The 24,691-nt window shown below is 67.1% G+C and carries 28 protein-coding genes; 14 read left to right on the top strand and 14 right to left on the bottom strand.

Annotated features, from left to right (window positions below):
- Positions 1 to 62: 62 nt before the first annotated feature.
- From F3H87_RS03160 to ppk2, 3 genes are all read right to left on the bottom strand, one after another.
- Positions 63 to 974 carry a nickel/cobalt transporter gene (locus tag F3H87_RS03160; RefSeq protein WP_149786487.1) on the bottom strand — a complete coding sequence of 304 codons (912 nt, stop codon included), beginning with the start codon at positions 972 to 974 and terminating at the stop codon, positions 63 to 65.
- A complete protein-coding gene (locus tag F3H87_RS03155) occupies positions 965 to 1,591 on the bottom strand; it encodes a DUF1007 family protein (RefSeq protein WP_223227947.1) in 627 nt (208 codons plus the stop codon). The genes F3H87_RS03160 and F3H87_RS03155 overlap by 10 nt, the downstream gene beginning before the upstream one ends.
- An 89-nt stretch (positions 1,592 to 1,680) precedes the next feature.
- Entirely contained in the window at positions 1,681 to 2,682 is a 1,002-nt protein-coding gene (ppk2, locus tag F3H87_RS03150; protein ID WP_149786488.1) for a polyphosphate kinase 2, read from the bottom strand.
- A 174-nt stretch (positions 2,683 to 2,856) separates the two neighbouring features.
- On the opposite strand from ppk2, the gene F3H87_RS03145 reads away from it, so the two are divergent.
- The 4 genes from F3H87_RS03145 to F3H87_RS03130 all read left to right on the top strand — a co-directional run bounded on the left by F3H87_RS03145 (position 2,857) and on the right by F3H87_RS03130 (position 7,418).
- Positions 2,857 to 3,732 (top strand): alpha/beta fold hydrolase, encoded by an 876-nt coding sequence (locus F3H87_RS03145; protein ID WP_149786489.1) that lies wholly within the window; start codon positions 2,857 to 2,859, stop codon positions 3,730 to 3,732.
- A gap of 80 nt (positions 3,733 to 3,812) precedes the next feature.
- Complete coding sequence (parE, locus tag F3H87_RS03140; protein WP_149786490.1) at positions 3,813 to 5,768, top strand: DNA topoisomerase IV subunit B; 1,956 nt, start codon at positions 3,813 to 3,815, stop codon at positions 5,766 to 5,768.
- Between the two features lie 79 nt (positions 5,769 to 5,847).
- Positions 5,848 to 6,669, top strand: a complete 822-nt coding sequence (locus F3H87_RS03135; RefSeq protein WP_149786491.1) for a hypothetical protein — start codon at positions 5,848 to 5,850, stop codon at positions 6,667 to 6,669.
- Between the two features lie 119 nt (positions 6,670 to 6,788).
- Entirely contained in the window at positions 6,789 to 7,418 is a 630-nt protein-coding gene (locus tag F3H87_RS03130) for a hypothetical protein (RefSeq protein WP_317511020.1), read from the top strand.
- Here F3H87_RS03130 and F3H87_RS03125 read toward each other — a convergent pair.
- From F3H87_RS03125 to F3H87_RS03115, 3 genes are read right to left on the bottom strand one after another with little or no spacing between them, the layout of a single operon-like run.
- Complete coding sequence (locus F3H87_RS03125) at positions 7,415 to 7,816, bottom strand: c-type cytochrome (RefSeq protein ID WP_149786493.1); 402 nt, start codon at positions 7,814 to 7,816, stop codon at positions 7,415 to 7,417. The genes F3H87_RS03130 and F3H87_RS03125 overlap by 4 nt on opposite strands.
- A 23-nt stretch (positions 7,817 to 7,839) precedes the next feature.
- Positions 7,840 to 8,232: a c-type cytochrome gene (locus tag F3H87_RS03120; protein WP_149786494.1), complete on the bottom strand. Its 393-nt coding sequence runs from the start codon at positions 8,230 to 8,232 to the stop codon at positions 7,840 to 7,842.
- Complete coding sequence (locus F3H87_RS03115; RefSeq protein WP_149786495.1) at positions 8,229 to 8,723, bottom strand: c-type cytochrome; 495 nt, start codon at positions 8,721 to 8,723, stop codon at positions 8,229 to 8,231. Before F3H87_RS03115 ends, F3H87_RS03120 begins: the two co-directional genes overlap by 4 nt.
- A gap of 61 nt (positions 8,724 to 8,784) precedes the next feature.
- Here F3H87_RS03115 and F3H87_RS03110 point away from each other — a divergent pair, with 61 nt between their 5' ends.
- Entirely contained in the window at positions 8,785 to 9,198 is a 414-nt protein-coding gene (locus tag F3H87_RS03110) for a PaaI family thioesterase (protein WP_149786496.1), read from the top strand.
- 12 nt (positions 9,199 to 9,210) lie between these two features.
- Positions 9,211 to 9,654, top strand: coding sequence for a DMT family transporter (locus F3H87_RS03105; RefSeq protein WP_149786497.1), 444 nt, complete (start codon positions 9,211 to 9,213; stop codon positions 9,652 to 9,654).
- Positions 9,655 to 9,658: 4 nt separating this feature from the next.
- Here the strand turns inward: F3H87_RS03105 and F3H87_RS03100 are convergent, their stop codons facing one another.
- From F3H87_RS03100 to proS, 5 genes are all read right to left on the bottom strand, one after another.
- Entirely contained in the window at positions 9,659 to 10,342 is a 684-nt protein-coding gene (locus F3H87_RS03100; protein ID WP_149786498.1) for an ABC transporter ATP-binding protein, read from the bottom strand.
- The gene (locus tag F3H87_RS03095; protein ID WP_149787112.1) at positions 10,335 to 11,585 is read right to left on the bottom strand and encodes a lipoprotein-releasing ABC transporter permease subunit; all 1,251 of its coding nucleotides are present in this window, start codon (positions 11,583 to 11,585) and stop codon (positions 10,335 to 10,337) included. Before F3H87_RS03095 ends, F3H87_RS03100 begins: the two co-directional genes overlap by 8 nt.
- A gap of 158 nt (positions 11,586 to 11,743) precedes the next feature.
- Positions 11,744 to 12,016 carry a hypothetical protein gene (locus F3H87_RS03090; protein ID WP_149786499.1) on the bottom strand — a complete coding sequence of 91 codons (273 nt, stop codon included), beginning with the start codon at positions 12,014 to 12,016 and terminating at the stop codon, positions 11,744 to 11,746.
- 160 nt (positions 12,017 to 12,176) lie between these two features.
- A complete protein-coding gene (locus F3H87_RS03085; RefSeq protein ID WP_149786500.1) occupies positions 12,177 to 12,680 on the bottom strand; it encodes a DUF2937 family protein in 504 nt (167 codons plus the stop codon).
- A gap of 291 nt (positions 12,681 to 12,971) precedes the next feature.
- Positions 12,972 to 14,324 (bottom strand): proline--tRNA ligase, encoded by a 1,353-nt coding sequence (gene proS, locus F3H87_RS03080; protein ID WP_149786501.1) that lies wholly within the window; start codon positions 14,322 to 14,324, stop codon positions 12,972 to 12,974.
- A 263-nt stretch (positions 14,325 to 14,587) separates the two neighbouring features.
- Between proS and F3H87_RS03075 the strand changes: the two genes are divergently transcribed.
- The 8 genes from F3H87_RS03075 (at position 14,588) to F3H87_RS03040 (ending at position 22,354) form a co-directional block, all read left to right on the top strand.
- Entirely contained in the window at positions 14,588 to 15,646 is a 1,059-nt protein-coding gene (locus tag F3H87_RS03075) for an AI-2E family transporter (RefSeq protein WP_149786502.1), read from the top strand.
- Entirely contained in the window at positions 15,646 to 16,323 is a 678-nt protein-coding gene (locus tag F3H87_RS03070; RefSeq protein WP_149786503.1) for a P-loop NTPase family protein, read from the top strand. Before F3H87_RS03075 ends, F3H87_RS03070 begins: the two co-directional genes overlap by 1 nt.
- An 86-nt stretch (positions 16,324 to 16,409) precedes the next feature.
- Entirely contained in the window at positions 16,410 to 18,584 is a 2,175-nt protein-coding gene (locus tag F3H87_RS03065; protein WP_149786504.1) for an RNA degradosome polyphosphate kinase, read from the top strand.
- Between the two features lie 110 nt (positions 18,585 to 18,694).
- Positions 18,695 to 18,868, top strand: a complete 174-nt coding sequence (locus tag F3H87_RS03060; protein ID WP_149786505.1) for a DUF1328 domain-containing protein — start codon at positions 18,695 to 18,697, stop codon at positions 18,866 to 18,868.
- Positions 18,869 to 18,914: 46 nt separating this feature from the next.
- Positions 18,915 to 19,211, top strand: coding sequence for a DUF883 family protein (locus tag F3H87_RS03055; RefSeq protein ID WP_149786506.1), 297 nt, complete (start codon positions 18,915 to 18,917; stop codon positions 19,209 to 19,211).
- The gene (locus F3H87_RS03050) at positions 19,208 to 19,621 is read left to right on the top strand and encodes a phage holin family protein (protein ID WP_149786507.1); all 414 of its coding nucleotides are present in this window, start codon (positions 19,208 to 19,210) and stop codon (positions 19,619 to 19,621) included. The genes F3H87_RS03055 and F3H87_RS03050 overlap by 4 nt, the downstream gene beginning before the upstream one ends.
- Before the next feature lie 2 nt (positions 19,622 to 19,623).
- Positions 19,624 to 20,724: an AI-2E family transporter gene (locus F3H87_RS03045; RefSeq protein ID WP_149786508.1), complete on the top strand. Its 1,101-nt coding sequence runs from the start codon at positions 19,624 to 19,626 to the stop codon at positions 20,722 to 20,724.
- 52 nt (positions 20,725 to 20,776) lie between these two features.
- Positions 20,777 to 22,354: a Ppx/GppA family phosphatase gene (locus F3H87_RS03040; RefSeq protein WP_149786509.1), complete on the top strand. Its 1,578-nt coding sequence runs from the start codon at positions 20,777 to 20,779 to the stop codon at positions 22,352 to 22,354.
- A 208-nt stretch (positions 22,355 to 22,562) separates the two neighbouring features.
- On the opposite strand, the gene F3H87_RS03035 is transcribed toward F3H87_RS03040, so the two are convergent.
- From F3H87_RS03035 to F3H87_RS03025, 3 genes are all read right to left on the bottom strand, one after another.
- Entirely contained in the window at positions 22,563 to 22,832 is a 270-nt protein-coding gene (locus tag F3H87_RS03035) for a hypothetical protein (RefSeq protein WP_317511015.1), read from the bottom strand.
- A gap of 123 nt (positions 22,833 to 22,955) precedes the next feature.
- Positions 22,956 to 23,981 carry an endonuclease/exonuclease/phosphatase family protein gene (locus tag F3H87_RS03030; RefSeq protein ID WP_149786511.1) on the bottom strand — a complete coding sequence of 342 codons (1,026 nt, stop codon included), beginning with the start codon at positions 23,979 to 23,981 and terminating at the stop codon, positions 22,956 to 22,958.
- Positions 23,981 to 24,664 carry a molecular chaperone DjiA gene (locus tag F3H87_RS03025; protein WP_149786512.1) on the bottom strand — a complete coding sequence of 228 codons (684 nt, stop codon included), beginning with the start codon at positions 24,662 to 24,664 and terminating at the stop codon, positions 23,981 to 23,983. The genes F3H87_RS03030 and F3H87_RS03025 overlap by 1 nt, the downstream gene beginning before the upstream one ends.
- Between the last annotated feature and the right edge of the window lie 27 nt (positions 24,665 to 24,691).

The raw sequence follows: 24,691 nt of genomic DNA, 5'->3' as shown, positions 1-24,691 counted from the left end.
GGGACTCCTTCAATGCGTCGCCCCGACTATCGGACGAAGCCGCAAGGATTGGCAAGCCGCTGTCAGATCGCCGCAAGCGCCAGCTGGATGGCCACCACCGCCACCACCGCGCCGGCGGCGATTTCGATCAGCGACAGCGCGCGCAGGCTGCGCGCCCCGCCGCCAAGCTGCATCAGCGTGCCCTCGCGCAGGATCACCGACAGGATCGCCACCGCCACCGTCACGCTGGCGGTGCCCAGCCCCATCGCAAGGGCCCCGAGGATGCCCGCCATGCGGATATCCATCTGCCATGTCAGGATCAGCACGAACAGTGCCCCGGTGCAGGGCCGCACCGCCACCGCGCCCACCAGCACCAGCGCATCGCGCAGCGAATGCACCCCGGCCGCCTGCTCGGGCGTGGGCCCGTGGCTGTGGCCGCAGCCACAGCCATGGCCGTGATCGTGGTCATGCGCATGGTCGTGATGCGCATGGGGCACCGCCCGTTCACGCCAGATCCGTCGAGCACCGCGAAACAGCAGCCACAGCCCCACCAGCGCCACCATGCCATAGCTGGCGGGCGCCAGCACCCTCTCGGCGGTGTCGACCATCTGGGCGCGCGTCAGGTCCAGCACCAGCACCCCGGCATAGACCATGGCGATGGCGCTGGCCGCCTGCCCCAGGCTCGACGCCACCGCCAGCACCGAAAGCCGCATCAGCGGCACCCGCCGCCCCACGCCATAGCCGCCGATCAGCAGCTTGCCATGCCCCGGCCCCGCCGCGTGGAAGAACCCGTAGGCGAAACAGAGCCCCAGCAACCCGCCCAGCGCCGCCGGATCGCCCCCGCGCAGGCGCCGCAGCAGCCCCGCCATCGCGTTCTGCACGTCGCGCTGCCCCTCGGCCGCCCAGCGCGACAGGTCGTCCATGCCGCCCATCGGCCACAGCCAGATCGCCAACGCCGCGATCCCCGCCAGCAGGACAAGACCCGCTATTCGCATGTCACCCGCACCGTATCGGCGAAAAGATCGCCCACCTCGGGGTAATCGTCGGGATCGGGCGGCATGTCCTTCAGCGCCTCGTCCACCGCGGCATAGGCCGCGTCCATGTCGGGCCGGTCGATCCGCACCTCGCACGTGCCGGGCGCGTGCACCCCGCCGGTCAGGTCGTAGGCGGTATAGAATGTCGGGTCATAGGCCCGCAGGATCAGCTCGGCCCCGCCGCCCTCGATGGCGCGGAAATGGCGCGAGGTGATCTTGCCGTTCTCGAAACTGGTGCCGCGCCCCTGCGGTGCGCCCAGCGTTGCCGGCGCCGCGCCGTTGCGGACATAAAGATCGCCCTCGAACCCCTCGATCCATTGCAGGTCGAACCCGTCAAGCGCCTGCAACTCGGCCTCGGTCAGCTTGCCGTCGTAATCCCCGTCAAGCTCCATGTCCTCAAGCACCAGCAGGCTGTAAAGCTCGTCATAGCTCCAATGCACCTCGACCCCGGTGATATGGCCGGCATCGTCGGTCATAACATGCAGCGCGGTATCGACGAAGACATGCGGATGCGCCGCGCCGATGGTCGGCACGGCCACGGCGGCCAGCATCGCGGCGGTCTGGAAAAAGCCGGTCATGCACTGGAATTAGCCGCATTCCCGCCCCGCCGCAAAGCGACAAAAGGACAGGCGCGGCGCGGGCGGCGGATTGCCGCCCGCCCCAAGGCTCAGCGCGCCTTGCGCTGATCGGGATGCAGCGCGGCGCCCAGGATGTGATCGGCGCGGTGGATCACATGCCCCGCCTGCCCCACGATCAGCGGGTCGGGCGCATGGGCCACTTTCAGATCCTTGCCCGGATAGTCGATGGTCGACAGGAAATGCAGCATGCAGTTCAGCCGCGCGCGTTTCTTGTCGTTCGACTTGACGATGGTCCAGGGCGCATCGGCGGTGTCGGTGTAAAAGAACATCGCCTCCTTCGCCTCGGTATAGTCGTCCCACTTGTCCAGGCTCGCCTTGTCGATCGGGCTGAGTTTCCACTGTTTCAGCGGATCGGTCTCGCGGCTTTTGAAGCGGGCGCGCTGCTCGTCCTGCGTGACCGAGAACCAGTATTTGTAAAGCTGGATGCCCGAGCGCACCAGCATCCGCTCCAACTCGGGCGTCTGGCGCATGAATTCGAGATAGTCGTTAGGCTCGCAGAACCCCATCACGCGCTCGACGCCCGCGCGGTTGTACCAGCTCCGGTCATACAGAACCATCTCGCCCGCCGTCGGCAGATGGTCGATATATCGCTGGAAATACCACTGGCCGCGCTCTTCCTCGGTGGGCTTGTTCAGCGCGACGACACGCGCGGTGCGCGGGTTCAGGTGTTCGGTGAACCGCTTGATCGTGCCGCCCTTGCCCGCCGCGTCGCGGCCTTCGAACAGCAGCACGAATTTCTGCCCCGTCTCCTGCGTCCAGAGCTGCACCTTCAGCAATTCCGCCTGCACCCTGGCCTTCTGCGCCTCGTAGGCGCGGCGCGACATCTTTTCGGTATAGGGGTATTCCCCGCTTTCGAAGGCGCGGCGCACCTCCTCGGGCGAGGGCCAGCGGCGGCGTGGCGGCTTGTGCCCGACCGTTTCGGCGGCCTTCACCCCGGTCTCTTCTGCCACGGCAGGCTCGGGCGTGGCGGGCGCGGCCTTGGAACTGGCCTTTTCGGGCTGCGGCTTGGGCTGGGGCTGGGCTACGGTCATACAAGTCTCCTTTTTAACTTGTGTAATTTTAAACCCGCGCGCGCCACCGCGCCTTGATCCCTGTCAAAAGCCACGAAAGGCACCGGCCTGCCGGGCTTGCGCGCCATGCCGAGTCCCGGTCAGGATGGGGAAAGGCGCAAACGCCGGGAAACCGGCACGAACAGGGGGAATGTCATGCAGGAACGCCGGATCGACCTGAACGGCCACGGCTTTCACCTGCGGGAATGGGGGCCGCCGGATGCGCCCGCGATCCTCGCCCTGCACGGGTTTCCCGAATACGGCGGGGCCTGGGCCGACCTGGCGGAACACCTGAAGGGGGTTCGCCTCATCGCGCCCGACCAGCGCGGCTTCGGCCAGAGCTGGGCCCCGCAGGAGGTGCGCGACTATGCCACCGGCAAGCTGGTGGGCGACATGGCCACGCTGATCGACCGGATCGGCGCTCCGGTGATCGTGCTCGGGCACGACTGGGGCGCTGCGGTGGCCTATGGGCTGGCGATGGCGCACCCGCATCTCGTATCGCGCCTGATCGTCATGAACGGCGTGCATCCCGCACCGTTCCAGGATGCGCTGGCCAAGGGCGGCGCGCAAACCGCGGCCTCGCAATACATCCCCTGGCTGCGCGCCGAGGGGGCCGAGGACATCCTTGCCGCCAACGGCTTCGCCCGGCTGCAATCGCTGTTCGCCGCGCAGATGGACATGGCGTGGCTGTCCGGCGACCGGCTGGCCGCCTACAAGGCCGAATGGGCCCGCCCGGGCCGGATGACCGGGATGCTCAACTGGTATCGCGCCTCGCCGCTGGTGGTGCCCGAACCGGACCGGCCCGCCACCGGCCTGCCCGCCCTGCCCCGTGACAGGCTGCGCGTGCCGATGCCGCACCTGCTGATCTGGGGCAAGAACGACACCGCCCTGCTGCCCGAGGCGACCGAGGGGCTGGAGGCGTATTGCGCCGACCTGACCCGCATCACCGTGGCGAATGCCGACCACTGGCTGCACCACCAGCAACCGGCCCGTGTCGCCAGCCTGATCCGCGACTGGATCGAACGCGCCTGAACCCGCGGTCCCCCACTTTCCCCGCGCGGCGGCCTCTGCCATAATACGCGCCAACCAATCAAAAGAGAGCAGCGCACCACATGGCCGACGACCTCCTTACCCCTGCAGGTTCCTCCGATTACGATGCCGCCTCGATCCAGGTGCTCGAGGATATGGAACATGTCCGCCTGCGCCCCGGCATGTATATCGGCGGCAAGGACGACCGCGCCCTGCATCACATGGTGGCCGAGATCATCGACAACTCGATGGACGAGGCGGTGGCCGGCCACGCCACCTGGATCGAGGTCGAGCTGCACGAGAACGGCCATGTCTCGGTGCGCGACAACGGCCGCGGCATCCCGATCGACCCGCATCCCAAGGACCCGTCGAAATCGGCGCTGGAAATCATCTTCTGCACGCTGAACGCCGGCGGCAAGTTCTCGGGCGACAATTACGAAACCTCGGGCGGCCTGCACGGCGTCGGCTCTTCGGTGGTCAACGCGCTGTCCGATCACCTGCGGGTCGAGGTGGCGCGCAACAAGGAGCTCTACGCGATGGAGTTCTCGCGCGGCATCCCGCAGGGCCGGCTGGAACGGATCGGCGCCGCCCCCAACCGGCGCGGCACCGCCGTGACCTTCCACCCCGACCCCGAGATATTCGGCGCGCTGAAACTGAAACCCGCGCGGCTGTTCAAGATGGCGCGCTCCAAGGCCTACCTGTTCTCGGGCGTCGAAATCCGCTGGAAATCGGCGATCGACGACGGCGAAACCCCGCGCGAGGCGAAATTCCATTTCCCCGGCGGGCTGGCCGACTACCTGTCCGAGGCGATGGGCGGCGCCAGCACCTATGCCGACGCGCCCTTTGCCGGCTCGGTCTCGTTCGGGAAATTCAACGCGCCGGGCAAGGTCGAATGGGCGATCAACTGGACGCCCGCGCGCGACGGGTTCATCCAGTCCTACTGCAACACCGTCCCCACGCCCGAGGGCGGCACGCACGAGGCCGGGTTCTGGGCGGCGATCCTGAAAGGCATCAAGGCCTATGGCGAACTGGTGGGCAACAAGAAGGCCCAGCAGGTCACGCGCGAGGACCTGACGACCGGCGCCGGCGCGCTGGTCTCGTGCTTTATCCGCGACCCCGAATTCGTCGGCCAGACCAAGGACCGGCTGGCCACGGTCGAGGCGCAGCGCATGGTCGAGAACTCGGTGCGCGACCATTTCGACAACTGGCTGGCGGCCGATACCAAATCGGCTGGCGCGATCCTCGATTTCCTCGTGCTGCGGGCCGAGGAACGGCTGCGGCGCAGGCAGGAAAAGGAAACCCAGCGCAAATCGGCCACCAAGAAGCTGCGCCTGCCCGGCAAGCTGGTCGATTGCTCCGCCACCTCCCGCGAGGGAACCGAGCTGTTCATCGTCGAGGGCGACAGCGCGGGCGGCTCGGCCAAGATGGCGCGCGACCGCAAGATGCAGGCGCTGCTGCCCCTGCGCGGCAAGATCCTGAACGTGCTGGGCGCGGCCAGCTCGAAACTGGGCACCAATGCCGAGATCAGCGACCTCACGCAGGCGCTGGGGGTCGGGCTGGGCACGAAATTCAATGTCGACGACCTGCGTTACGACAAGATCATCATCATGACCGACGCCGACGTGGACGGCGCGCATATCGCCTCGCTGCTGATGACGTTCTTCTTTACCCAGATGCGCCCGATGATCGACACCGGGCACCTCTACCTCGCCTGCCCGCCGCTCTACCGGCTGACGCAGGGGGCGCGGCGGATGTATGTCTCGGACGACGCCGCGAAAGAGGAATGGCTGGCCAGGGGGCTGGGCGGCAAGGGCAAGATCGACGTGCAGCGGTTCAAGGGCCTGGGCGAGATGGACGCCAAGGACCTGAAGGAAACCACGATGGACCCGAAAACCCGCAAGCTGATCCGCGTCACCATAGACGAGGACGAACCCGGCGAAACCGGCGACCTGGTGGAACGGCTGATGGGGAAAAAGCCGGAACTGCGGTTCCAGTACATCCAGGAGAACGCAAGGTTCGTCGAGGAGCTGGATGTTTGACGGGGGCCTGGAAACCCGCTGATATGTAAAAGGTTGCGCCGGGCGCCCCGCAGTCCGGTTTATTCAATGGTGACGACAAATGCGCAAATCGAAAGTCTGCCTGGTACTGACCTCGGCGATACCGACCCATAGCTGGGAATTTGGTGAAAAGGCGCTTGGCATACTCTACGCGGGCGATCCCCGGTTGCGCCCGGACCGGGTAGGTCTGGATGACACCGATCTGCGCAAGAAACTGCCCTGCGCGATGGTGCAAGACCTCAGGCCGCTCTGGGCCTCTGGCCCGGGGGCCGGACAGGGCGAGGGGGTGCCAACCGAAGCGCTGTCTGACCTCTTCTGGCGGCGCTGGAAACCCTTGCAGGCCGAAGGGACTTTCGGCCAGACATGGGTTAATCAAAAGGGGTCGACACTTCCCTCCTGGGTGCACCTGTCATCGAACTTCAGGCCGGATATCGATTTCTTGTCGCTCTTTCGGGAATGGTGCCTGCTATATACGCCCGACCAGGCATACCTGCATATGTTCGGACCCGAGGAATTAGCGGTCGATACCAGCTATACCCTGACGATAGAAGAGGTGCGTAATGGCACCCGCACTCCTGAAATGCTCCAAAAAGATGCTTGGAGAACATTCAAACTGGGCAGTTTCGGCGCTCTCTGGGATCAGAAGCGATACAATCTCGGCGCGATAAACTATTTCCCGCCCGGCTTCCTGTCGCCCGATACCGTTTCCTCGTTGCAGGGGCAGGGCCTGTCCGTCGACGACCTCGGCGGCGGGACGCTGCTCTGGCTTTGCGAAACGTTGCAGGACGTCAAGGACGACTTTCCCGAATTCTCGCGCAAGCGCGCCCTGGCGAAGCAAATCATCGGCCCGGATCTGTTCGAGATCAGGGACGAGCCAGCCTGATTGCGGCAGGTCGACCCCCCACCTGCACACTTGATCTTGCCGCAGCGCCGGTCAACTCTTCCCCCATGCGCGCCCTGATCCTCTCCGCCCTCCTTTTCCTCGCCGCCTGCGGGCGGCCGATGACGGAAAACGAGATCGCCTTTGCCCGCGCCATCCATGGCGGCCAGGTCGACCCCGCGCGCGTGCGGTTTCACAACGGCCTGATCGCCGGGGCCTTCACCTATCGGCGCCCGGTGCGCCCGCGCCTGACCTGCATGGAGCGTATCTTTCCCCCGCCGGGCGGCGAGACCGTCACCGTCTCGCCCGGCGCGGCGGTGGCCTTCAACCGGGCCTTCTATCGCCGCGACCTTTACCGCGATGATTTCATGGCGGATTTCCCCGAGCGGATCGACCTGCTGAACGCCATGCTGATGGCGCATGAGATGGTGCATGTCTGGCAATGGCAAAATCGCGGGCGCACCGGATATCACCCGCTCAAGGGCATGGGCGAACATGCGGGCAATCCCGATCCCTATCTTTTCGAGCTGGACACGCGGACGCGCTTTCTCGATCACGGCTACGAGCAGCAGGGCGCCATCGTCGAGGAATATGTCTGCTGCCGCCTGCTCGACCCGCAGGCCCCGCGCACCGGCCGGCTGCGCGCGATGATCGGCGCGGAAATGCCCGTGGGCAACCTGGACGCGGCAATCGGCCGGCCGCAGGTGATCCTGCCCTGGCCCGGCGCGCAGACCCGCGGGATCTGCCGTTAACGCTGGATCGATTCCAGATAGACCATCAGCGCCGCCAGCGGCCGCGGCACCGGGGTGAACTGCCCGTCGCCCACGTCCACCGGCACCGTCGGCCCGCGCAGCAGCAGACCGAATTCCGGCATGTCCTCGGCCGGGTCCATCCTGGTATAGCCGTCGATCACCGACAGCACATGCGCGCGCGGGAACGCGCCCTCGTTGCGCGCGGCAATCGTCGTCAGGTCGGGCGGCGCCGGGTCCAGCCCGGCGGCAAGCTCACCGTCGCCGCGTCCGGCCGGGCCGTGGCACATCGCGCAGTTTTCAGTGAAAAGCGCGCGGCCCTCGTCGGGTTCGGGCATGTCGGTCACCGCGCAGGCCGCCAGCGCCGCGCCGCCCAGAACCATTGCTGCGATCATCCGCATCCTGTCGTTTCCTTCTGCCTGCTCTATTTCTGGACAGCCTGCAGGAAGATCACCAGATCCGCAATGGTGCGGCTGGTCAGCACCGGCTGCCCCGAGGGCAGTTTCAGCGCGGTATCGTCGCCCTCGAACAGCTCGCCATAAACCGGCATGTCGCTGCCGTGGCTGACCAGCGGGTCGCGCCCGTCGATGCGCTGTATGACCCGCAGCAGGGGAAATTCGCCGTCGTTTCCGGCAGATAGCAGCGTCAGGTCCTTGGGCTGCACCAGCAGCACCGGGGCCATCGGCCCGTCGCCCTGCCCCCCGGCGCCATGGCAGGTGGCGCAACGCTGCATGTAGATGACCGCCCCTTCGGCGGCATCCTGCGCCTGCGCCGCAAGCGGCCCCAGCACAAGGGCGAGAGTGGCAAGGTATTTCATCCCGGGTCTCCTGTTCGGGGCCGTTGCAGGCTCTGCACGTAGTCCACCAGTTGCACAAGCGCGCGCGGCGTTTCGACCTGCGCACCGTCGGCAGCGGTCAGCGTCACGGTCGCGCCGCCGAAAAGCGGGCCGAATTCCGGCATGATCCCGGCGTGATAGCGCCCGGGATACCCATAGACCTGCGCGATCACCGCATCGCGCGGGAACACACCGCTATTGCGCGCGGCCAGCGTGGTCAGGTCCGCCGGCGGCACCGGCAGGTCGCCAGCCACCGGCCCGTCGCCGCGCCCGCCCGCGCCGTGGCAACTGCTGCACAGGCCGGCGAAACTTTCTGCGCCGGGTGCCCGGCCCGGCGGTTCGGCCATGCAACCGGCCAGCGCCAGCGCGGCGCATATCGGGGGTATCGCGCGGCGCATCCGCTCCGCCTCCTTCGTCCTGCACGGGTGCGGATTGTCGCAGCCCGCCCCCGTCGCCGCCTTGATCTGGATCATGGGTGACAAGCCCCGCCCGCCGCGTCATTCTGCGCCAAACCGCGAACGAGGGACAAGCACCATGACCATTACCGTAACCGAGGCCGAAACCATCCTGACATCCGGCTTCGCGCCCTGGGTGCGCGCGCTGGATATCCGCATCGACGCGATGGAGCGGGGCGGCCACGCCACGCTGTCGATCCCGATCACCGACGATATCGCGCGCCTCGGCGGTATCGTCAGCGGCCAGGCGCTGGCGACGCTGGCCGATACCAGCATGGTCTTTGCCTGCTTCGCCCACCTGAACGAGCTGGTGCCGGTGGCCACGACGAATCTCGACACCCAGTTCCTGCGCCCCGGCACCGGAACCCGCGTGCGCTGCGAGGCGCAGGTGGTGCGCGCCGGCAAGGCACTGATCTTTGCACGGGCCGACCTGCTGGCCGAACCCGACGACAAGCTGATCGCCCAGGCCACCGCCACCTTCTTCAAGCCATAAGTGAGCTTAGCCATGCAACCCACTCATTTCTATGCCCTTACCATGCTCGCCGCCGGGATCGGCATCCCGGTTCTCGCAGCACTCAACGCGCAACTTGGCGTGCGGCTGGGATCGCCCGTCGCGGCGGCCGTGGTGCTGTTCTGCGTGGCGCTGGCGGGCAGTCTCGTGGTGCTGATGCTGCACGGGCCGCGCCCGATCCTGGCGCTGGCCAGCGCCCCGCGCCACCTGATGCTGGCGGGGCTGCTGGTGGCCTTCTACATCCTGTCGATCACCTTCATCGCGCCGCATTTCGGCATCGGCAACGCGGTGTTCTTCGTGCTGCTGGGGCAGTTGATCAGCGCCGCGCTGATCGACCATTTCGGCCTGTTCGGGGCCCGCATCACGCCCGTCAGCGCCCTGCGGCTCGGTGGTATCGCGCTGATGGCGGCGGGCGTGTTCCTGACGCAAAAGGTCTGACGCATCACGCCCCGGCCAGCACGCCCTTGTCCAGCCGCAGCACCCGGTCCATCCGGGCGGCCAGCGCCATGTTATGCGTGGCGATCAGCGCCGACATGCCGGTGGACCGCACGAGGTCCATCAGCGCGGCGAACACGGTATCCGAGGTTTCGGGGTCCAGGTTGCCGGTCGGCTCGTCCGCCAGCAACAGCCGTGGCTCGTTCGCCAGCGCCCGGCAGAACGCCACGCGCTGCTGTTCGCCCCCCGACATCTCGGCGGGGCGGTGACCGGCGCGTTCGGCCACCCCCACGCGCGCCATCAGGTCCAGCGCGCGGATCTGCGCCTCGGGCTTCGGCACGCCGCAGGCCAGTTGCGGCAGCACGATGTTTTCCTGCGCCGTGAACTCGGGCAGCAGGTGGTGGAACTGATAGACGAACCCCACGTCGTTGCGGCGCACGATGGTGCGGCGGCGGTCCGACAGGCCCACCATTTCGTCCCCGCCGATCCTGACCGAACCGGCATCGGGCGTGTCCAGCAGCCCGGCGATGTGCAAAAGCGTCGATTTCCCCGCCCCCGAGGGCGCCACCAGCGCCACCACCTCGCCGCGCGCCACCGCCAGGTCGACCCCGCGCAGCACCTCGACGGCGCCGGGTTTGCCCTTGTTATAGGTCTTGGTGACGCCCGCCAGCGCCAGCACCGGATCACTCATAACGCAGCGCCTCCACCGGGTTCATCCGCGCCGCGCGCCGGGCCGGAAAGATCGTGACGACAAAGGACAGCCCCAGCGACAGCGCCACCGCGCTCAGCACATCGGCCAGTTCCAGTTTCGCGGGCAGGTAATAGATGCCGCGAATCGCCGGGTCCCAGGCATTGCCCCCCGACAGCCCGTTCACGAAGGCGAATATCGGGTCGATATAGATCGCGAAGAGGCACCCCAGCACCACCCCCATCGCCGTGCCGATGATCCCGGTAAAGGCCCCGCAGATGAAGAACACCCGCAGCACCGATCCCTCGGTCAGCCCCATCGTGCGCAGGATGCCGATATCGCGGCCCTTGTTCTTGACCAGCATGATCAGCCCCGAAACGATGTTCATCGTGGCGATCAGCACCAGGATCGACAGGATCACGAACATCACCCGGTCCTCGATCTCCAGCGCGCTCAGGAATCCGCCCGAGGCATCGCGCCACGTCCAGAGCTGCGCACGCTCCCCCGCGGCGGCCAGCAGCGGCAGCGCCAGCCGGTCGACCTGGTCGGGGTTTTCCACCATCACCTCCAGCTCGTCGGCGACGCCCTCTCGGTTGAAGAACAGCTGCGCCTCGTCGAACGGCATGTAGACGCGGGTGCGGTCGATATCCCAGCGCCCGGCGGTAAAGATATAGGTCACCGGATAGGCATTGACCCGCGGCTTGGTGCCGAAGGGGGTCTTCACGCCGTTGGGGCTGATGATGCGGACCCGGTCGCCGATGCCCACCCCCAGTTCCCGCGCCACGCCCGAGCCGATGGCAATGCCACCCGCGAAATCCGCGATGTCGCCCTCATGCGCATCGCCCTGCCCGATACGCGGGATCGCCCGCAGATCGTCGGGCGCAATGCCGAACACCTCGACGCCGGCGTTGCGGTCGCGGGCATTGGCCATCACCTGCCCCTTGATCAGCGGCGCCACCCGCGTGACGCCGGGCACCCCGGCCACGCGCCCCGCCATCTCGGCGTAATCCGGCAATGTGCGGTCGATCGCCCCGGTCTGCTGGTCCACGGCGCCCAGGCTGTAGACGGTGACATGGGCATTCGCGCCCAGGATCGTATCGACGAATTCCGCCCGAAAGCCCGAGCGCACGGCCAGCGTGGCGATCAGCGCGAATACGGCAAGCGTGATGCCGATCAGGCTGATCCATGTCATCACGCTGACACCGCCCTCGGCCCGCCTTGCGCGCAGGTAGCGCCAGGCGATCATCCATTCAAAGGCGGAAAACGGCGCGGTCTGCGAAAGGCGCGGCTGCGGCACGGGGGTGTATCCCTTGTGATGTGTTGCGCGACAGTGCGAATTTCGCAGGGCAGGGTCAAGCCGTGCCGCCCCGCCGCAGGCGGAGTGACGTCGATTTGACCGTGCCGTCAGTGCCCGCGCAGCACCATGCACACCTGCGACGGGTCGCGCAGGCCCAGCAGCACCACCTCGCCCTCGGGCAGGCAGAGGCGCAGGTCGCCGTCATCGGTATGCGCATAGGACACGTCCGGCATCCGGCGGCAGGTGGCGTGATGCATCACGACCACCGTGCCGAACCCGGTATCGCAATTGGGAATCACGACCCGCCCGTTCAGGTTTTCCGAAACATGGAGCGCATCGGAAAGCGCCGCTTCGGGTTCGTCGCAATGGGCAAATAACATCTGCGCACCAGTCCTTTCAGGGGCCGGCACAAGGGATTTGCCGGCCAGGCCCAGACGCAGGCAGACTGCCCCACCACCGCGCCTTTCTTTCGCCATAATTTCTCAGAAACCCGCCCCCGCGCGCAAGAGCGGCTTGCGAAACAATACCTTACCCGATTCGCTACAATCCTGCGGCGGACCGGGCACGCCGCCGGAACGGCCAGCGCAGCAGCCCGATACCCCCGGCGGCCAGGCCCGATCCCAGCACCAGCCCGAGCCCGGCAAAGACCAGCCCCGCCAGGTCGAGCGGCAGCGCCGGCCGGAAATCGCCCCAGGCGCGCGCCGCGATCTGCGGATCGGTCAGCCGCGTGGCGTGCCAGGCGCGCGTGAACGGCCCCGCGCCCCGCAGCACCGCAAGGTCGGCGGATAGCCGCGCGTGGCGGCCGAAGGTGCGCGCCATGTCGGCGCGGCGCTGCTCGAGGAAGGGCGTGCCGGTCATCTGCGCCAGCGCCGCCTCGCGGCTCAGCCCGGCGGCCGTGGCCGAGGCGTCGAAATCCGCGACCACGCGCGCCAGTTCGTCCACCGCGCCGGCAAGGCGCTGGTTATATTGCTGGGAATATTCAGGGAACTGCGACAGCCCCGCCGCTCCGGCGACGCCGCCCGCCAGGATCAATGCCCGGATCATCTGCCTGCCTCTGGCCGTTTGTTTTGCGGGCAGTCTAGGGCAGATGCGGCGCGGCTGTCCATCGCAGGCCGCCGGGCGCGTGAACGGGGGTCGAGTGGGGCCCGCGACAGAGGGCATCGCACGGCCGCGGTCGGGCGATCCGACGCTCGTGGCATGGCAGTTTATCGTGCAGACACTTCCTACCTCAAACCTTGGCACTTGCGGCAGCCAATCGCCCGGCCGGGGGGCGGCCGTGCGATGCCCGGGCCGCTGCGCGGCTGTTCCGGGCGGGGTGCTATCGCCCCCGTCCCCTCAGATCCCGCGCACCATATGCGGCGCATAGATCTGCGCCACGCGTTCCACCGCCGCCTCGGGGCTCATTTCCTCGGACTCGCCGGTGCGGCGGCTGGTCAGCTCGACCACCCCGTTCTTCAGCCCGCGCGGCCCCACGGTGATGCGCCAGGGCAGCCCGATCAGGTCCATCGTGGCGAACTTGCCGCCCGCGCGCTCGTCGGTGTCGTCGTAAAGCGGCTCCAGCCCCTTGCCCACCAGCGCGGCATAGATGGCCTCGCAGGCGGCATCGGCCTCGGCATCGCCGGTTTTCAGGTTCACCAGGCCGACATGGAAGGGCGTCACGCCCTCGGGCCAGATGATGCCGCGCTCGTCATGGCTGGCCTCGATGATCGCACCCACAAGGCGCGACACGCCGATGCCGTGGCTGCCCATATGCACCGGAACCGCCTTGCCGTCCGGCCCCTGCACGGTGGCGCCCATCGGCTCGGAATACTTGGTCCCGAAATAGAAGATCTGCCCGACCTCGATGCCGCGCGCGACGCGGCGGCGATCCTCGGGGATCTGGTTGAACACCGCTTCGTCATGCGTTTCGTCGGTGCGGGCATAGCGGCTGGTGAACTCCTCCAGCACCGCCTGGCACTGGGCGCGGTCGTCATAGTCGATCTCGCGGTCGCCGAATTTCAGCTCGGTGATCTGGCTGTCATAGAACACCTCGGATTCGCCCGTGTCGGCCAGCACCAGGAATTCATGCGTGTCGTCGCCGCCGATCGGGCCGCTGTCGGCGCGCATCGGGATCGCCTGCAGCCCCATCCGCTCATAGGTGCGCAGGTAGCTGACCAGGTGACGGTTATAGGCGTGCAGCGCATCCTCTTTCGTCAGGTCGAAATTGTAGCCGTCCTTCATCAGGAACTCACGCCCCCGCATCACGCCGAAACGCGGGCGGATCTCGTCGCGGAATTTCCACTGGATATGATACAGCGTCAGCGGCAGGTCGCGGTAGGACGACACGTGGCTGCGGAAGATATCGGTGATCAGTTCCTCGTTCGTCGGACCATACAGCATGTCGCGGTCGTGCCGGTCGGTGATGCGCAGCATTTCCTCGCCGTAATCGTCGTAGCGCCCGCTTTCGCGCCACAGGTCGGCCGATTGCAACGTCGGCATCAGCATCGGGATATGGCCCGCGCGGATCTGCTCCTCGTGCACGATATTCTCGATCTTGCGCAGCACCCTGAAGCCCAGCGGCAGCCAGGAATAGATCCCGGCGCTGGCCTGCTTGATCATGCCGGCGCGCAGCATGTAGCGGTGGCTGACGATCTGCGCCTCGGCGGGCGTTTCTTTCAGAACGGGCAGGAAATAGCGGCTCAGGCGCATGGATGTCCTCGTGCATTCAGGGTCGGTTGTTCCTAGCCGAGCCATTGGGGCCAGACAAGGGGCGGCGCGCGGGCCGCCCCGCCGGGCAGGTGGTGTGCAAAGGGGGCGGCCGTGCGATGCCCGGGCCGCTTGCGCGGCTGGTCCGGGTTGGGGGCATCCTTCGAATGCCGCAGAAGGGCCCCGGCAGCCCACACCCCCTTCCCCCTTGAAACTCATCCCGCGCCGGGTGACATAGGACGGAACGGTTTTGCGGAGACGCGGAAATGGCACTCCCGGTCAGGGATCAGCTGAAATACTGGGGCATCGCGGCGGCCGTCTTCGTGCTGGCGCTGTGGTTTCTGGGCGACGTGATCCTGCCCTTCGTGCTGGGTGGGGCGGTGGCCTATTTCCTCGACCCCGTGGCCGACCGGCTGGAGCGCATGGGCGCCAGCCGGGCGCTGGCCACGGCGCTGATCACGCTGGGCGCGCTGCTGGTCTTCATCCTGCTGGCGCTCCTGGTCATCCCGACGCTGGTTGAACAGACGGTCAACCTGTTCGACACCGCGCCGCAGCTTTTCCGCGACCTGCAGGAATTCCTGACCAGCCGCTTCCCCGAACTGGTGGACGAGGGTTCCATCCTGCGCAAATCGCTGGTCGGCGTCGGCGAAACCATCCAGAGTCGCGGCGGCGAGCTGCTGAACTCGGTGCTCAGCTCGGCCGCGTCGGTCATCAACGTGATCATGCTCTTCGTGATCGTGCCGGTGGTGGCCTTCTACCTGCTCTATGACTGGGACAACATGTTGGCCCGCGTCGACGACCTGCTGCCGCGCGACCACGCCCCGGTGATCCGCCGCCTTGCGGGCGAGATCGACGACGTGATCGCCAGCTTCATCCGCGGCATGGGCACGGTCTGCCTGATCCTCGGCACCTATTACGCCATCGCGCTGATGCTGGTGGGGCTGCAATTCGGGCTGGTCGTGGGCTTCGTCGCGGGGCTGATCACCTTCATCCCCTATGTCGGCGCGCTGGTGGGCGGGGCGCTGGCCATCGGGCTGGGCCTGTTCCAGTTCTGGGGCGACTGGCTGTCGCTGGGGCTGATCACCGGCATCTTCGTGCTGGGCCAGGTGGTCGAGGGCAATATCCTGACGCCCAAGCTGGTGGGCGACTCGGTCGGGCTGCACCCGGTCTGGCTGATCTTCGCGCTGGCGGTCTTCGGCACGCTGTTCGGTTTCGTCGGAATGCTGGTCGCCGTCCCGGTGGCGGCGGCGCTGGGGGTGGTGACCCGATTCGTCATCTCGCAATACAAGGACAGCCGCCTCTATCGCGGGCTGTCGGAAAAGTGATGGCCGAGCAGCTGGGTTTCGATCTTCCGGTGCGCACCGCACTGGGGCGCGAGGATTTTTTCGTCTCGCCCGCCAACGCCATGGCCGTGGCGATGATCGAAGGCTGGCGGACCTGGCCCGCGCGCAAGCTGCTGCTGACCGGCCCGGCCGGGGCCGGCAAGACCCACCTGGCCCATGTCTGGGCCGCTGACAGCGGCGCCCGGATCGTCGCCGCCGCCGACCTGGCCGGTGCCGATATCCCCGCGCTGGCGCAAACCCCCGTCGCCGTCGAGGATGCCGACCGCATCGCCGGCGACCCCGCTTCGGAAGAGGCGCTGTTCCACCTGCACAACCTCGTTCTGGCCGAGGGGCACAGCCTGCTGGTCACAGCCGCGGCCCAGCCGCAGCACTGGGGCCTGACCCTGCCCGACCTGCAAAGCCGGATGCAGGGCACGCAGGCCGCCACGCTCAGCCCGCCGGACGACAGGCTGCTGGGCGCGGTGCTGCTGAAACTCTTTGCCGACCGGCAGATCAACCCCACGCCCGACGCGCTCAACCACCTGCTCAGGCACATGACGCGCGACTTCGCCACCGCCCGTGCCGTGGTGGCCGAAATGGACCGCGCCGCGCTGGCCGGGAAGCGCCGGATCAGCATGGCGCTGGCGCGCGACGTTCTGGCCCGGATCGACACGCCGTAGCTGGACAAATCCCGCGCTTGCGCGCACCCTGTCCGGCAGAGCAGCGCCTTCATAATCCCGTCACAGAAAGGACCGATACCGTCCTCATGACCACCGCCGATTTCCTCAACGCCCCCTTCCCGCCCGCCGTCGACATGCCCGACCTGGACCAGTCCGGGCCGGGGCGGTTCTACAACCGCGAACTCAGCTGGCTGGGCTTCAACTGGCGCGTTCTGGAAGAGGCCGAGAATCCCCGCGTGCCGCTGCTGGAACGGGTGCGGTTCCTGTCGATCTCGGCCACCAATCTCGATGAATTCTACACCGTGCGCGTGGCGGGCCTGCGCGAACTGGCCCATGCCGGCAACACCACCCCCGCCGCCGACGGGCTGACGCCCGCCGAACAGCTTGTCCTGATCAACGAGGACGCGCGCAACCTGATGGAATCGCAGCAGCGCATCTTCGGCGAGCTGCGCCGCGAACTGACCGCCGAAAACATCGTCCTGCTGGAACCCGGCGACCTGACCGCCGCGGATCGCGCCTATCTGGCCGATCACTTCCTGATCAATGTCTTTCCGGTGCTGTCGCCGCTGGCGATCGACCCCGCGCATCCCTTCCCCTTCATTCCCAACACCGGGTTCAGCCTGGCGCTGCAGCTTCAGCGCAAAAGCGACAAGCGCGCGTTGCAGGCGCTGTTGCCGATCCCGCACCAGATCGACCGCTTCGTGGCGCTGCCCTCGGACGAGGGCGCGCACCGCTTCCTGCCGCTCGAAGAGGTGCTTCTGCTGCATCTCGACAGCCTGTTTCCGGGCTACACGCTCAAGGGGCACTGCGCCTTCCGCGTGCTGCGCGACAGCGATCTCGAGGTCGAGGAAGAGGCCGAAGACCTCGTGCGCGAATTCGAGGTCGCGCTGAAACGCCGCCGCCGGGGCGAGGTGGTGCGCATGAAGATCTCCGCCGGCGCCCCCGAGGCGCTGACCGCCGTCATCATGGAAGAACTGCACGTGGAACCCGACGAGGTGGTCGAGGTGCACGGCATGATCGGCATCGCCGACGTCAGGGAACTGGTGCTCGACGCCCGCCCCGACCTTCTGTGGCCGCCCTTCACCCCGCGCGTGCCCGAACGGGTGCAGGATTTCGACGGCGACATGTTCGCCGCGATCCGGCAAAAGGACATGCTGCTGCACCACCCCTATGAAACCTTCGACATGGTGGTGCGGTTCCTGCAACAGGCCGCGCGCGACCCCGACGTGGTGGCGATCAAGCAGACGCTCTACCGCACCTCGCGCAACTCCCCCATCGTCGAGGCGCTGTGCGAGGCCGCCGAGGACGGCAAATCCGTCACCGCGCTGGTCGAGCTCAAGGCCCGTTTCGACGAGGCCGCCAATATCCGCCAGTCGCGGCGGCTGGAACGCGCGGGCGCGCATGTGGTCTATGGCTTCGTCGACTGGAAGACCCACGCCAAGATTTCCACCGTGGTCCGGCGCGAGGGCGACAAGCTGGTGACCTATACCCATTACGGCACCGGCAACTATCACCCGATCACCGCGAAGATTTATACCGACCTGTCCTTTTTCACCTGCGACGCGGCGCTGGGGCGCGATGCGACCAAGGTGTTCAACTACCTCTCGGGCTATGCCATGCCCGAGGGGCTGGAAAACCTGTCGATCAGCCCGCACAGCCTGAAGCCGAAGATGCTGGAAATGATCGCCGCCGAGGCCGAGCACGCCCGCGCCGGAAAGCCCGCGCAGATCTGGATCAAGATGAACTCGCTGATCGAGCCCGGCATGATCGACGCACTCTACGAGGCCAGCCGCGCCGGGGTAAGGATCGACTGCGTGATCCGCGGCATCTGCGGGCTGCGCCCCGGTATCAAGGGCATGTCGGAAAATATCCGGGTGAAATCCATCATCGGCCGGTTCCTGGAACATTCCCGCATCATCTGCTTCGGCAACGGCCACGGGCTGCCCTCGAAACAGGCGCGGGTGTTCATCTCGTCCGCCGACTGGATGGGCCGCAACCTCAACCGCCGGGTCGAAACGCTGGTGGATATCGAGAACCCCACCGTCAAGGCGCAGATCGTCAGCCAGATCATGGCCGCGAATCTGGCCGACGTGGCGCAAAGCTGGACGATGTCGCCCGACGGCAAATTTCATCGCGTCGATGTGCCCGAGGGGCGGTTCGCCTTTTCCGCGCACCGGTTCTTCATGGAAAACCCGTCCCTGTCCGGGCGCGGCTCGGCGGGCGCGAAAGACGTTCCGAAACTGACACATACCGAGGACTAAGGCCCCGCGCCCACCCTTCGGAATTCGCGGGATTCCGCCGATCGGTTGGAGTATGATCAAATCCAGCGTATATTCAACGGCTCGACCAAATTGAACAAGGAGGTCAAGATATGTTGGGTTGGGCACTTACTTTTCTGGTTATCGCACTGATCGCCGGTGTGCTGGGTTTCGGCGGGATCGCCGCGGCCTCGGCCGGGATCGCCAAGATCATCTTTTACGTTTTCATCATCCTCTTCCTGGTCGCCATGATCGCGCGCGCAGTACGAGGCAAACCCCCGGTCTGAGCACCGGACCGTCTGATATTCGCAATACCGAACGGAGGGATAAGAGATGACCAAGCAACAGGAACTCGAAGACCAGCTGGCCCTTGCCCGCAAGGACATCGAAACGCTGGCGAAACTGGCCGGGGATCGCGCCCGCGAAATCGGCCATGACCGGGTCGCGCAGGCGCAGGCCGGGCTGGAAAGCCTGTCCGACGAGGCCCGCGCCGCCTATGACAGCGCGGTCCGGCAGGGCCAGCGCGCCCGCGCCGCGACCGAGGATCAGATCCGCGCCAACCCGCTGGCCGCGACCGCCATCGCCTTTGGCGCGGGGTTCATCCTTGCCGGGCTTCTGGGCCGCAAATGATCCCCCTTGCAAAGCTCGCCGGCCAGGCCCTGCGCCTGGCCGAGCGACAGGCCGAGGCGAAAGCCCGCCGCGCCGTCCTCAAGGCCGGGGGCGGCGCGGTGGCGGCCGTGTTCTTCTGCATCGCGGTCGGCTTCGCGGCCTTCGGCGGCTACATGCTGCTCTCTGCCGGGCTGGGGCCGGTCGCCGCCGCCTTCGTGATGGCGCTGCTGGCGCTGGGGCTGGGCGCGCTGGTGCTGCTGATCGCGGGCCAGGTCGCGCGCAGCCGGGCGCGCGACAGCGCGGCGCTGCCGCCCGAGATCGAGCAACAGCTTGAAACGCTCAGCCGCGAGGCCGGGCAGGAAATCGGCAAGGCCGCGCCCTATATCGTGCTGGCGGGGTTCCTCGCCGGGTTCCTGTCGGGCCGCAAATAACCATGCCGGCGCCGCGCTCGCGCGACATGGCCCTGATCGAGGGGCTGCTGATCGGGATATTCCTGATCCTGCTGTTCGGCGCGGTGCTGATCGCGCGCGACGTGCTGTTCCCGATCCTGTTCGGGCTGTTCCTCGCACTGACCCTGCGGCCGGTGGTGCGGGCGCTGTGCCGCGCGGGCCTGCCCGCCCCGGTCGCCGCGTTCCTGGTCATCGCCACGCTGGCGGCGGCCATCGCCGGATTCTTCTATTCGCTCTCCGGGGTGCTGTCCGACTGGGTCGCGCAGATCCCGCAGATGGTGGCCGAACTGCGCTGGAAACTGGAGGCGCTGTTTTCCTCGGTCAAGGAAATGCACGACGCCACCAGGGAGGTCGAACAGATCGCCCAGGGCGCCAGCACCGCCCCCGAGGTGCGCACCGACGGGCCCGGCATCCTGTCGACCCTGCTGGGCAAGACGGCGAATTTCGGCTCGTCCATCGCGATCGGCGCAATCCTCGCCATGCTGATCCTCGGATCGGGCGACCTTGTGCTGCTCAAGATCCTCAACGCCTTTCCCCGCGACCGCGACCACGTGCGCAAGGTGATCTTCGATATCGAGGCGCGCATCTCGCGCTACCTGCTGTCGATCACGCTGATCAATATCGGCCTCGGCGCGGTGCTGGCCGGCTACCTGTGGCTGCTGGGCTTTCCCGATCCGCTGCTCTGGGGGGCGGCGGCCTTCGTGCTGAACTACCTGCCCTATCTCGGCGGGATCATCGGCGTGCTGCTGCTGGGCGTCTACGGGCTGAGCTATTATCCCGACGTCGCCACCGGCCTCGTGCCGCCGCTGGGCTATGCCGCGCTGACCGCTCTCGAAGGGCAGATCGTCACGCCCTGGCTGCTGGGCCGGCGGCTGGAGCTGAACACCGTCGCGGTGTTCCTGACGGTGCTGGTCTGGGGCTGGCTGTGGGGGATTCCGGGGATGCTGATGGCGGTGCCGTTCCTGGTGCTGCTCAAGGTGATCTGCGACAACGTGGCCGAGCTGCACCTGCTGGGCGGCTTCCTTTCGGCCGAACGCGACCCCCGCGATGCCCGCCCCGCCCATGCCGCACCCCCGGGTGATTGACCCCCGCCGCGCCCCCGTCCATAAACGGGTCAAAACGGCACGGAGCCAGAGGATGACCGACATGACCGGCACGGGCCCGCAGGACTGGGGGCCGTTCGGCAGGCCGCTTTTCAACGACCCCAAGGCGCGGGCGCTGGCCCGCGTGGGGGTGGTGGACGTGGGGTCGAACTCGGTCCGGCTGGTGGTGTTCGACGGCGCGGCGCGCAGCCCCGCCTATTTCTACAACGAAAAGATCATGTGCGCCCTGGGCGAGGGGCTGGGCAAGACCGGGCGGCTGTCGCCCGCGGGCCGGGTGCGGGCGCTGTCGGCGCTGCGCCGGTTCCAGCACCTGGCCGAGGGCATGGGCATCGCGCCGCTGACCGCCGTCGCCACCGCCGCCGTGCGCGATGCCGAGGACGGCCCCGAATTCTGCGACGAGGTGCTGCGCGAAACCGGGCTGAAGATCCACGTCATCGACGGCCGCGAAGAGGCACGACTGTCCGCGCAGGGCGTTCTTCTGGGCTGGCCCGGCTCTTACGGGCTGGTCTGCGATATCGGCGGCTCGTCCATGGAACTGGCCGAAATCGACGGCGGCCGCGTCGGCCGGCGCGAGACATCGGCGCTGGGTCCGCTGAAACTGGCCACCCTCAAGGGCGGCAGGAAGGCGCGGCGCGACTATATCCGCGCCACCCTGACCGGCCTGGCCCGGCAACTGGGGCCGCAGGAAAACCGGCTGTTCCTGGTCGGCGGCTCGTGGCGGGCCATCGCCCGCATCGACATGGAGCGGCGCGGCTATCCGCTGCACGTGCTGCACGAATACCGGATGAGCCGCAGGTCGGTGCAGGAAACCGTGAAATACATCGAAACGCAGGATGCCGAGGATCTGCGCAACCGTGCCGATGTCTCGGCCAGCCGGATGGGGCTGGTGCCGCTGGCGGCCGAGGTCCTGAAAGAGGTGGTCAAGACCTTCAAGCCGCACGATATCGCCATCAGCAGCTACGGCATCCGCGAGGGGATGCTTTACGAGCAGATGCCGCAGGAATTGCGCGACCGCGACCCGCTGATCGAGGCCTGCCGCTTTGCCGAGGCCAAGGACGCCCGCCTGCCCGGCTTTGGCCGGCAGCTCTATCACTTTGTCCTGCCGCTGTTTTCCGGCGCGTCGGACGAACGCAAGCGGCTGATCCGCGCGGCCTGCCTGCTGCACGATGTCAGCTGGCGCGCGCATCCCGATTACCGCGCCGAGGTCTGTTTCGACAACGCAACCCGCGCCAACCTGGGCGGGCTGAAACATGCCGAACGCGTATTCGTGGGGCTGGCGCTGATGCACCGCTACACCAACAAGCGCGACGGCACCCGGTTCGAGGAAATGTACGAGCTGATCCCGGAAAAAGAGGTCCACCAGGCCGAGGTTCTGGGCAAGGCGATGCGCTTTGGCGCGATGCTGTGGCTGCAGGGCGCGCCGATGGGCGAAATGCGCTGGTTCCCCAAGAAGAAGGAACTGGAACTCTGGCTCAGCCACGAGGCCGAACCGCTGTTCGGCGAGGTGGCCGAGGCGCGGTTCCTGTCGCTGGCCGGGACGCTGGGCGCAGAAAGCCGGGTCAAGCTGCGCCGCCCCGCCACCGCCAGACAGGCCGCCCCCGACAAAGGTTAACGACCGCGCGGTTTTCGGCACGAACCGCGCGATCCGGCCACGGGGGCCACCGGAACCCCGTGAAATTTACCGGCTGTTAACCGAATGGCCCTCTCCGCACCGGCAAAACCGCGCAGGTTTCGTGGGAAACCGCGCGGTTTCCGGTCATGTTCTGTCAGGAACCGCGCGGTTTGCGTGCCGGACCGCGCGGTTAACGGCCCGCCCGCCGCTAAAGCTCGATCTCGCCCTCGCCCTCGTCAGCGGGTGGCATGGGCAGTTTGCGGCGCATGATGATGTCGCCATTGGGCAGCATTTCGGGCGGGTGATAATTCGACAGGTCGTCGACCTTGCCCAGCAATTCGTTCAGCGCCGGCCCCATTTCCTGCACGAATTGCCGCATGGCCGGCTCCATGTCCTCGACCAGCCGCTGAAGCTCTTTCATCGCCGGTTCGGCCTGCTCCATCATGCCGCGCAGGAACATGCGCGCACCTTCTTCCATCAGGGAAAATCCATCCTTTTCAGCCTCTTGCGCAATGGAAGAGACAGGAAGGGACGCGACGACAAGGGCAAGGGCAAAGCGTTTCATGCCCGCAATATAAGCGATCCGCCGGGCGATTTTGAGTCACAGACCGATATCGAGCGTCACCGGGAAATGATCCGAGGCGGTAATCAGCGCATCGCGCAGCTCGGGCGTGGACCAGCAGACCGGATCGTCGAACGGGTGCCAGATGCGCCAGCGCGGCTCCAGCGCGCGCAGGTCCTCAGAGATCATGATGTAATCAAGAAGCGCCTGCAAGTATCTCTTTTCAGTGGATAAATAGAACCTGGCCGAGGTCGGCATCGCCCCGATCCGCTGTTGCAGCGCCCGGTGGGCATGGGGGTCGCACAGCGGTTGATGCCCCTCCGTGCCCATCACGATTTCGACCGAGGACCGGCCGAACAGATCCTCGTATTCGTCCAGCCCCGGACCGTCGTTCAGATCGCCCAGCAGGATCAGCGACTCGCCCCGCGCCAGGTGCTCGTCCACCCGCCCGCGCAGCCAGATCGCCTGCGCCAGCTGCTTGCGCCGGTTGGCGATGGCCATGCGCATCACCTCGTCCCGGTTCTGCGCGCCGTGCGGCGCCTTGGATTTCAGGTGCGCGCCGATCATCCGCAGGCTGCGCCCCGACACGGTTTCGATCGCCAACTCCAGCGGGGGCTTGGAAAATCTCACCAGATCCTCGGTCGCGTCGATATCCAGGTCGATGCGGAACACCCCGTCGAAACGCGGGCTGCCGGGATCGCCCTTCTTGCCGGTCGGATCGCCCAGCGGATCGTGCCGCGCGCTCATGGTGTCGGGATCGTAAAGCAGCGCGATTTCCTGCTGTGTGTCGTTGGGAAAGCCCATCACCGCCTTGCGCGCGCGCAGGTCGAAGTAACCGGCGAAATTTTCCAGCGCCGGCACGGTTGTGCGCCGCCCGTTATGGTCGGGCGCCTCGATCACCATGATGGCGTCGGCGTTCAACGCGGTGAACACGATCCCCAGCGCGGCAAGCTGGTCGGTGCGCCGCACATCGTGCCGCCCCGACCAGCCGCGATTGTCCAGCACCCCGCCCTGGTCGTCGAACAGGTTGTTGAACCATTCCACGTTGTAGGTGGCGATGCGCATCAGGCGGCCTTGCCCTTGCTGATCTCGTCCCAGGCGCGGTTGATGTCGTTCATCCGCCGTTCGGCCATCCTGACCGCCTCTTGCGGCAGGCCGCGCGCGGTCAGGGCGTCGGGGTGGTTTTCGCGCACCAGCCGCTTCCAGGCGCCGCGGATATCCGCCATCGGCATGTCGGGCGTAACGCCCAGCACGGCATAGGGATCGGGCGTCGCATCGGGCACGAACCGGGCGCGCAGGCTGCGGAAATCATGCTCTGGCAGGCCGAAGATATCGGCCACCCGTTCCAGGAACGCATCCTCGGCCGGGTGGTAGGTGCCATCGGCCAGCGCGATGTGGAAGAGCCCCTCCATCAGGTCGCAAAGCGGGCCTTCGGTGCGCTCGAACATCGCCTTGATCTTGCGGGCATAATCCTCGAACCCCGCCACGTCCTGCCGGGCGAGGTTGAAGACGCGCGCCGCCTGCGCCTCGTCCTCGGCGGCGATCTGGAACACCTCGCGGAAGGCGGTAACCTCGTCGCGCGTCACCAGCCCGTCGGCCTTGGCCATCTTGGCGCCCAGCGCGATCACCGCGATGGTGAACGCGACCGAGCGTTCCGGCGGCGTGCGCAGCCGGTCGAAAACGGCGGACAGCGGCTCGCCACTGGCAAGCGCGGACAGCGCGTCGGATATGCGGGTCCAGATCGACATGGCGCGCACCCTACCCTTTGCGCGCGG

The organism is Lutimaribacter pacificus, assembly GCF_900142185.1.
Lineage (GTDB): Bacteria > Pseudomonadota > Alphaproteobacteria > Rhodobacterales > Rhodobacteraceae > Lutimaribacter > Lutimaribacter pacificus.
The sequence above is the reverse complement of the archived record's forward strand: the minus strand, read 5'-3'. Positions and strand labels throughout refer to the sequence as shown.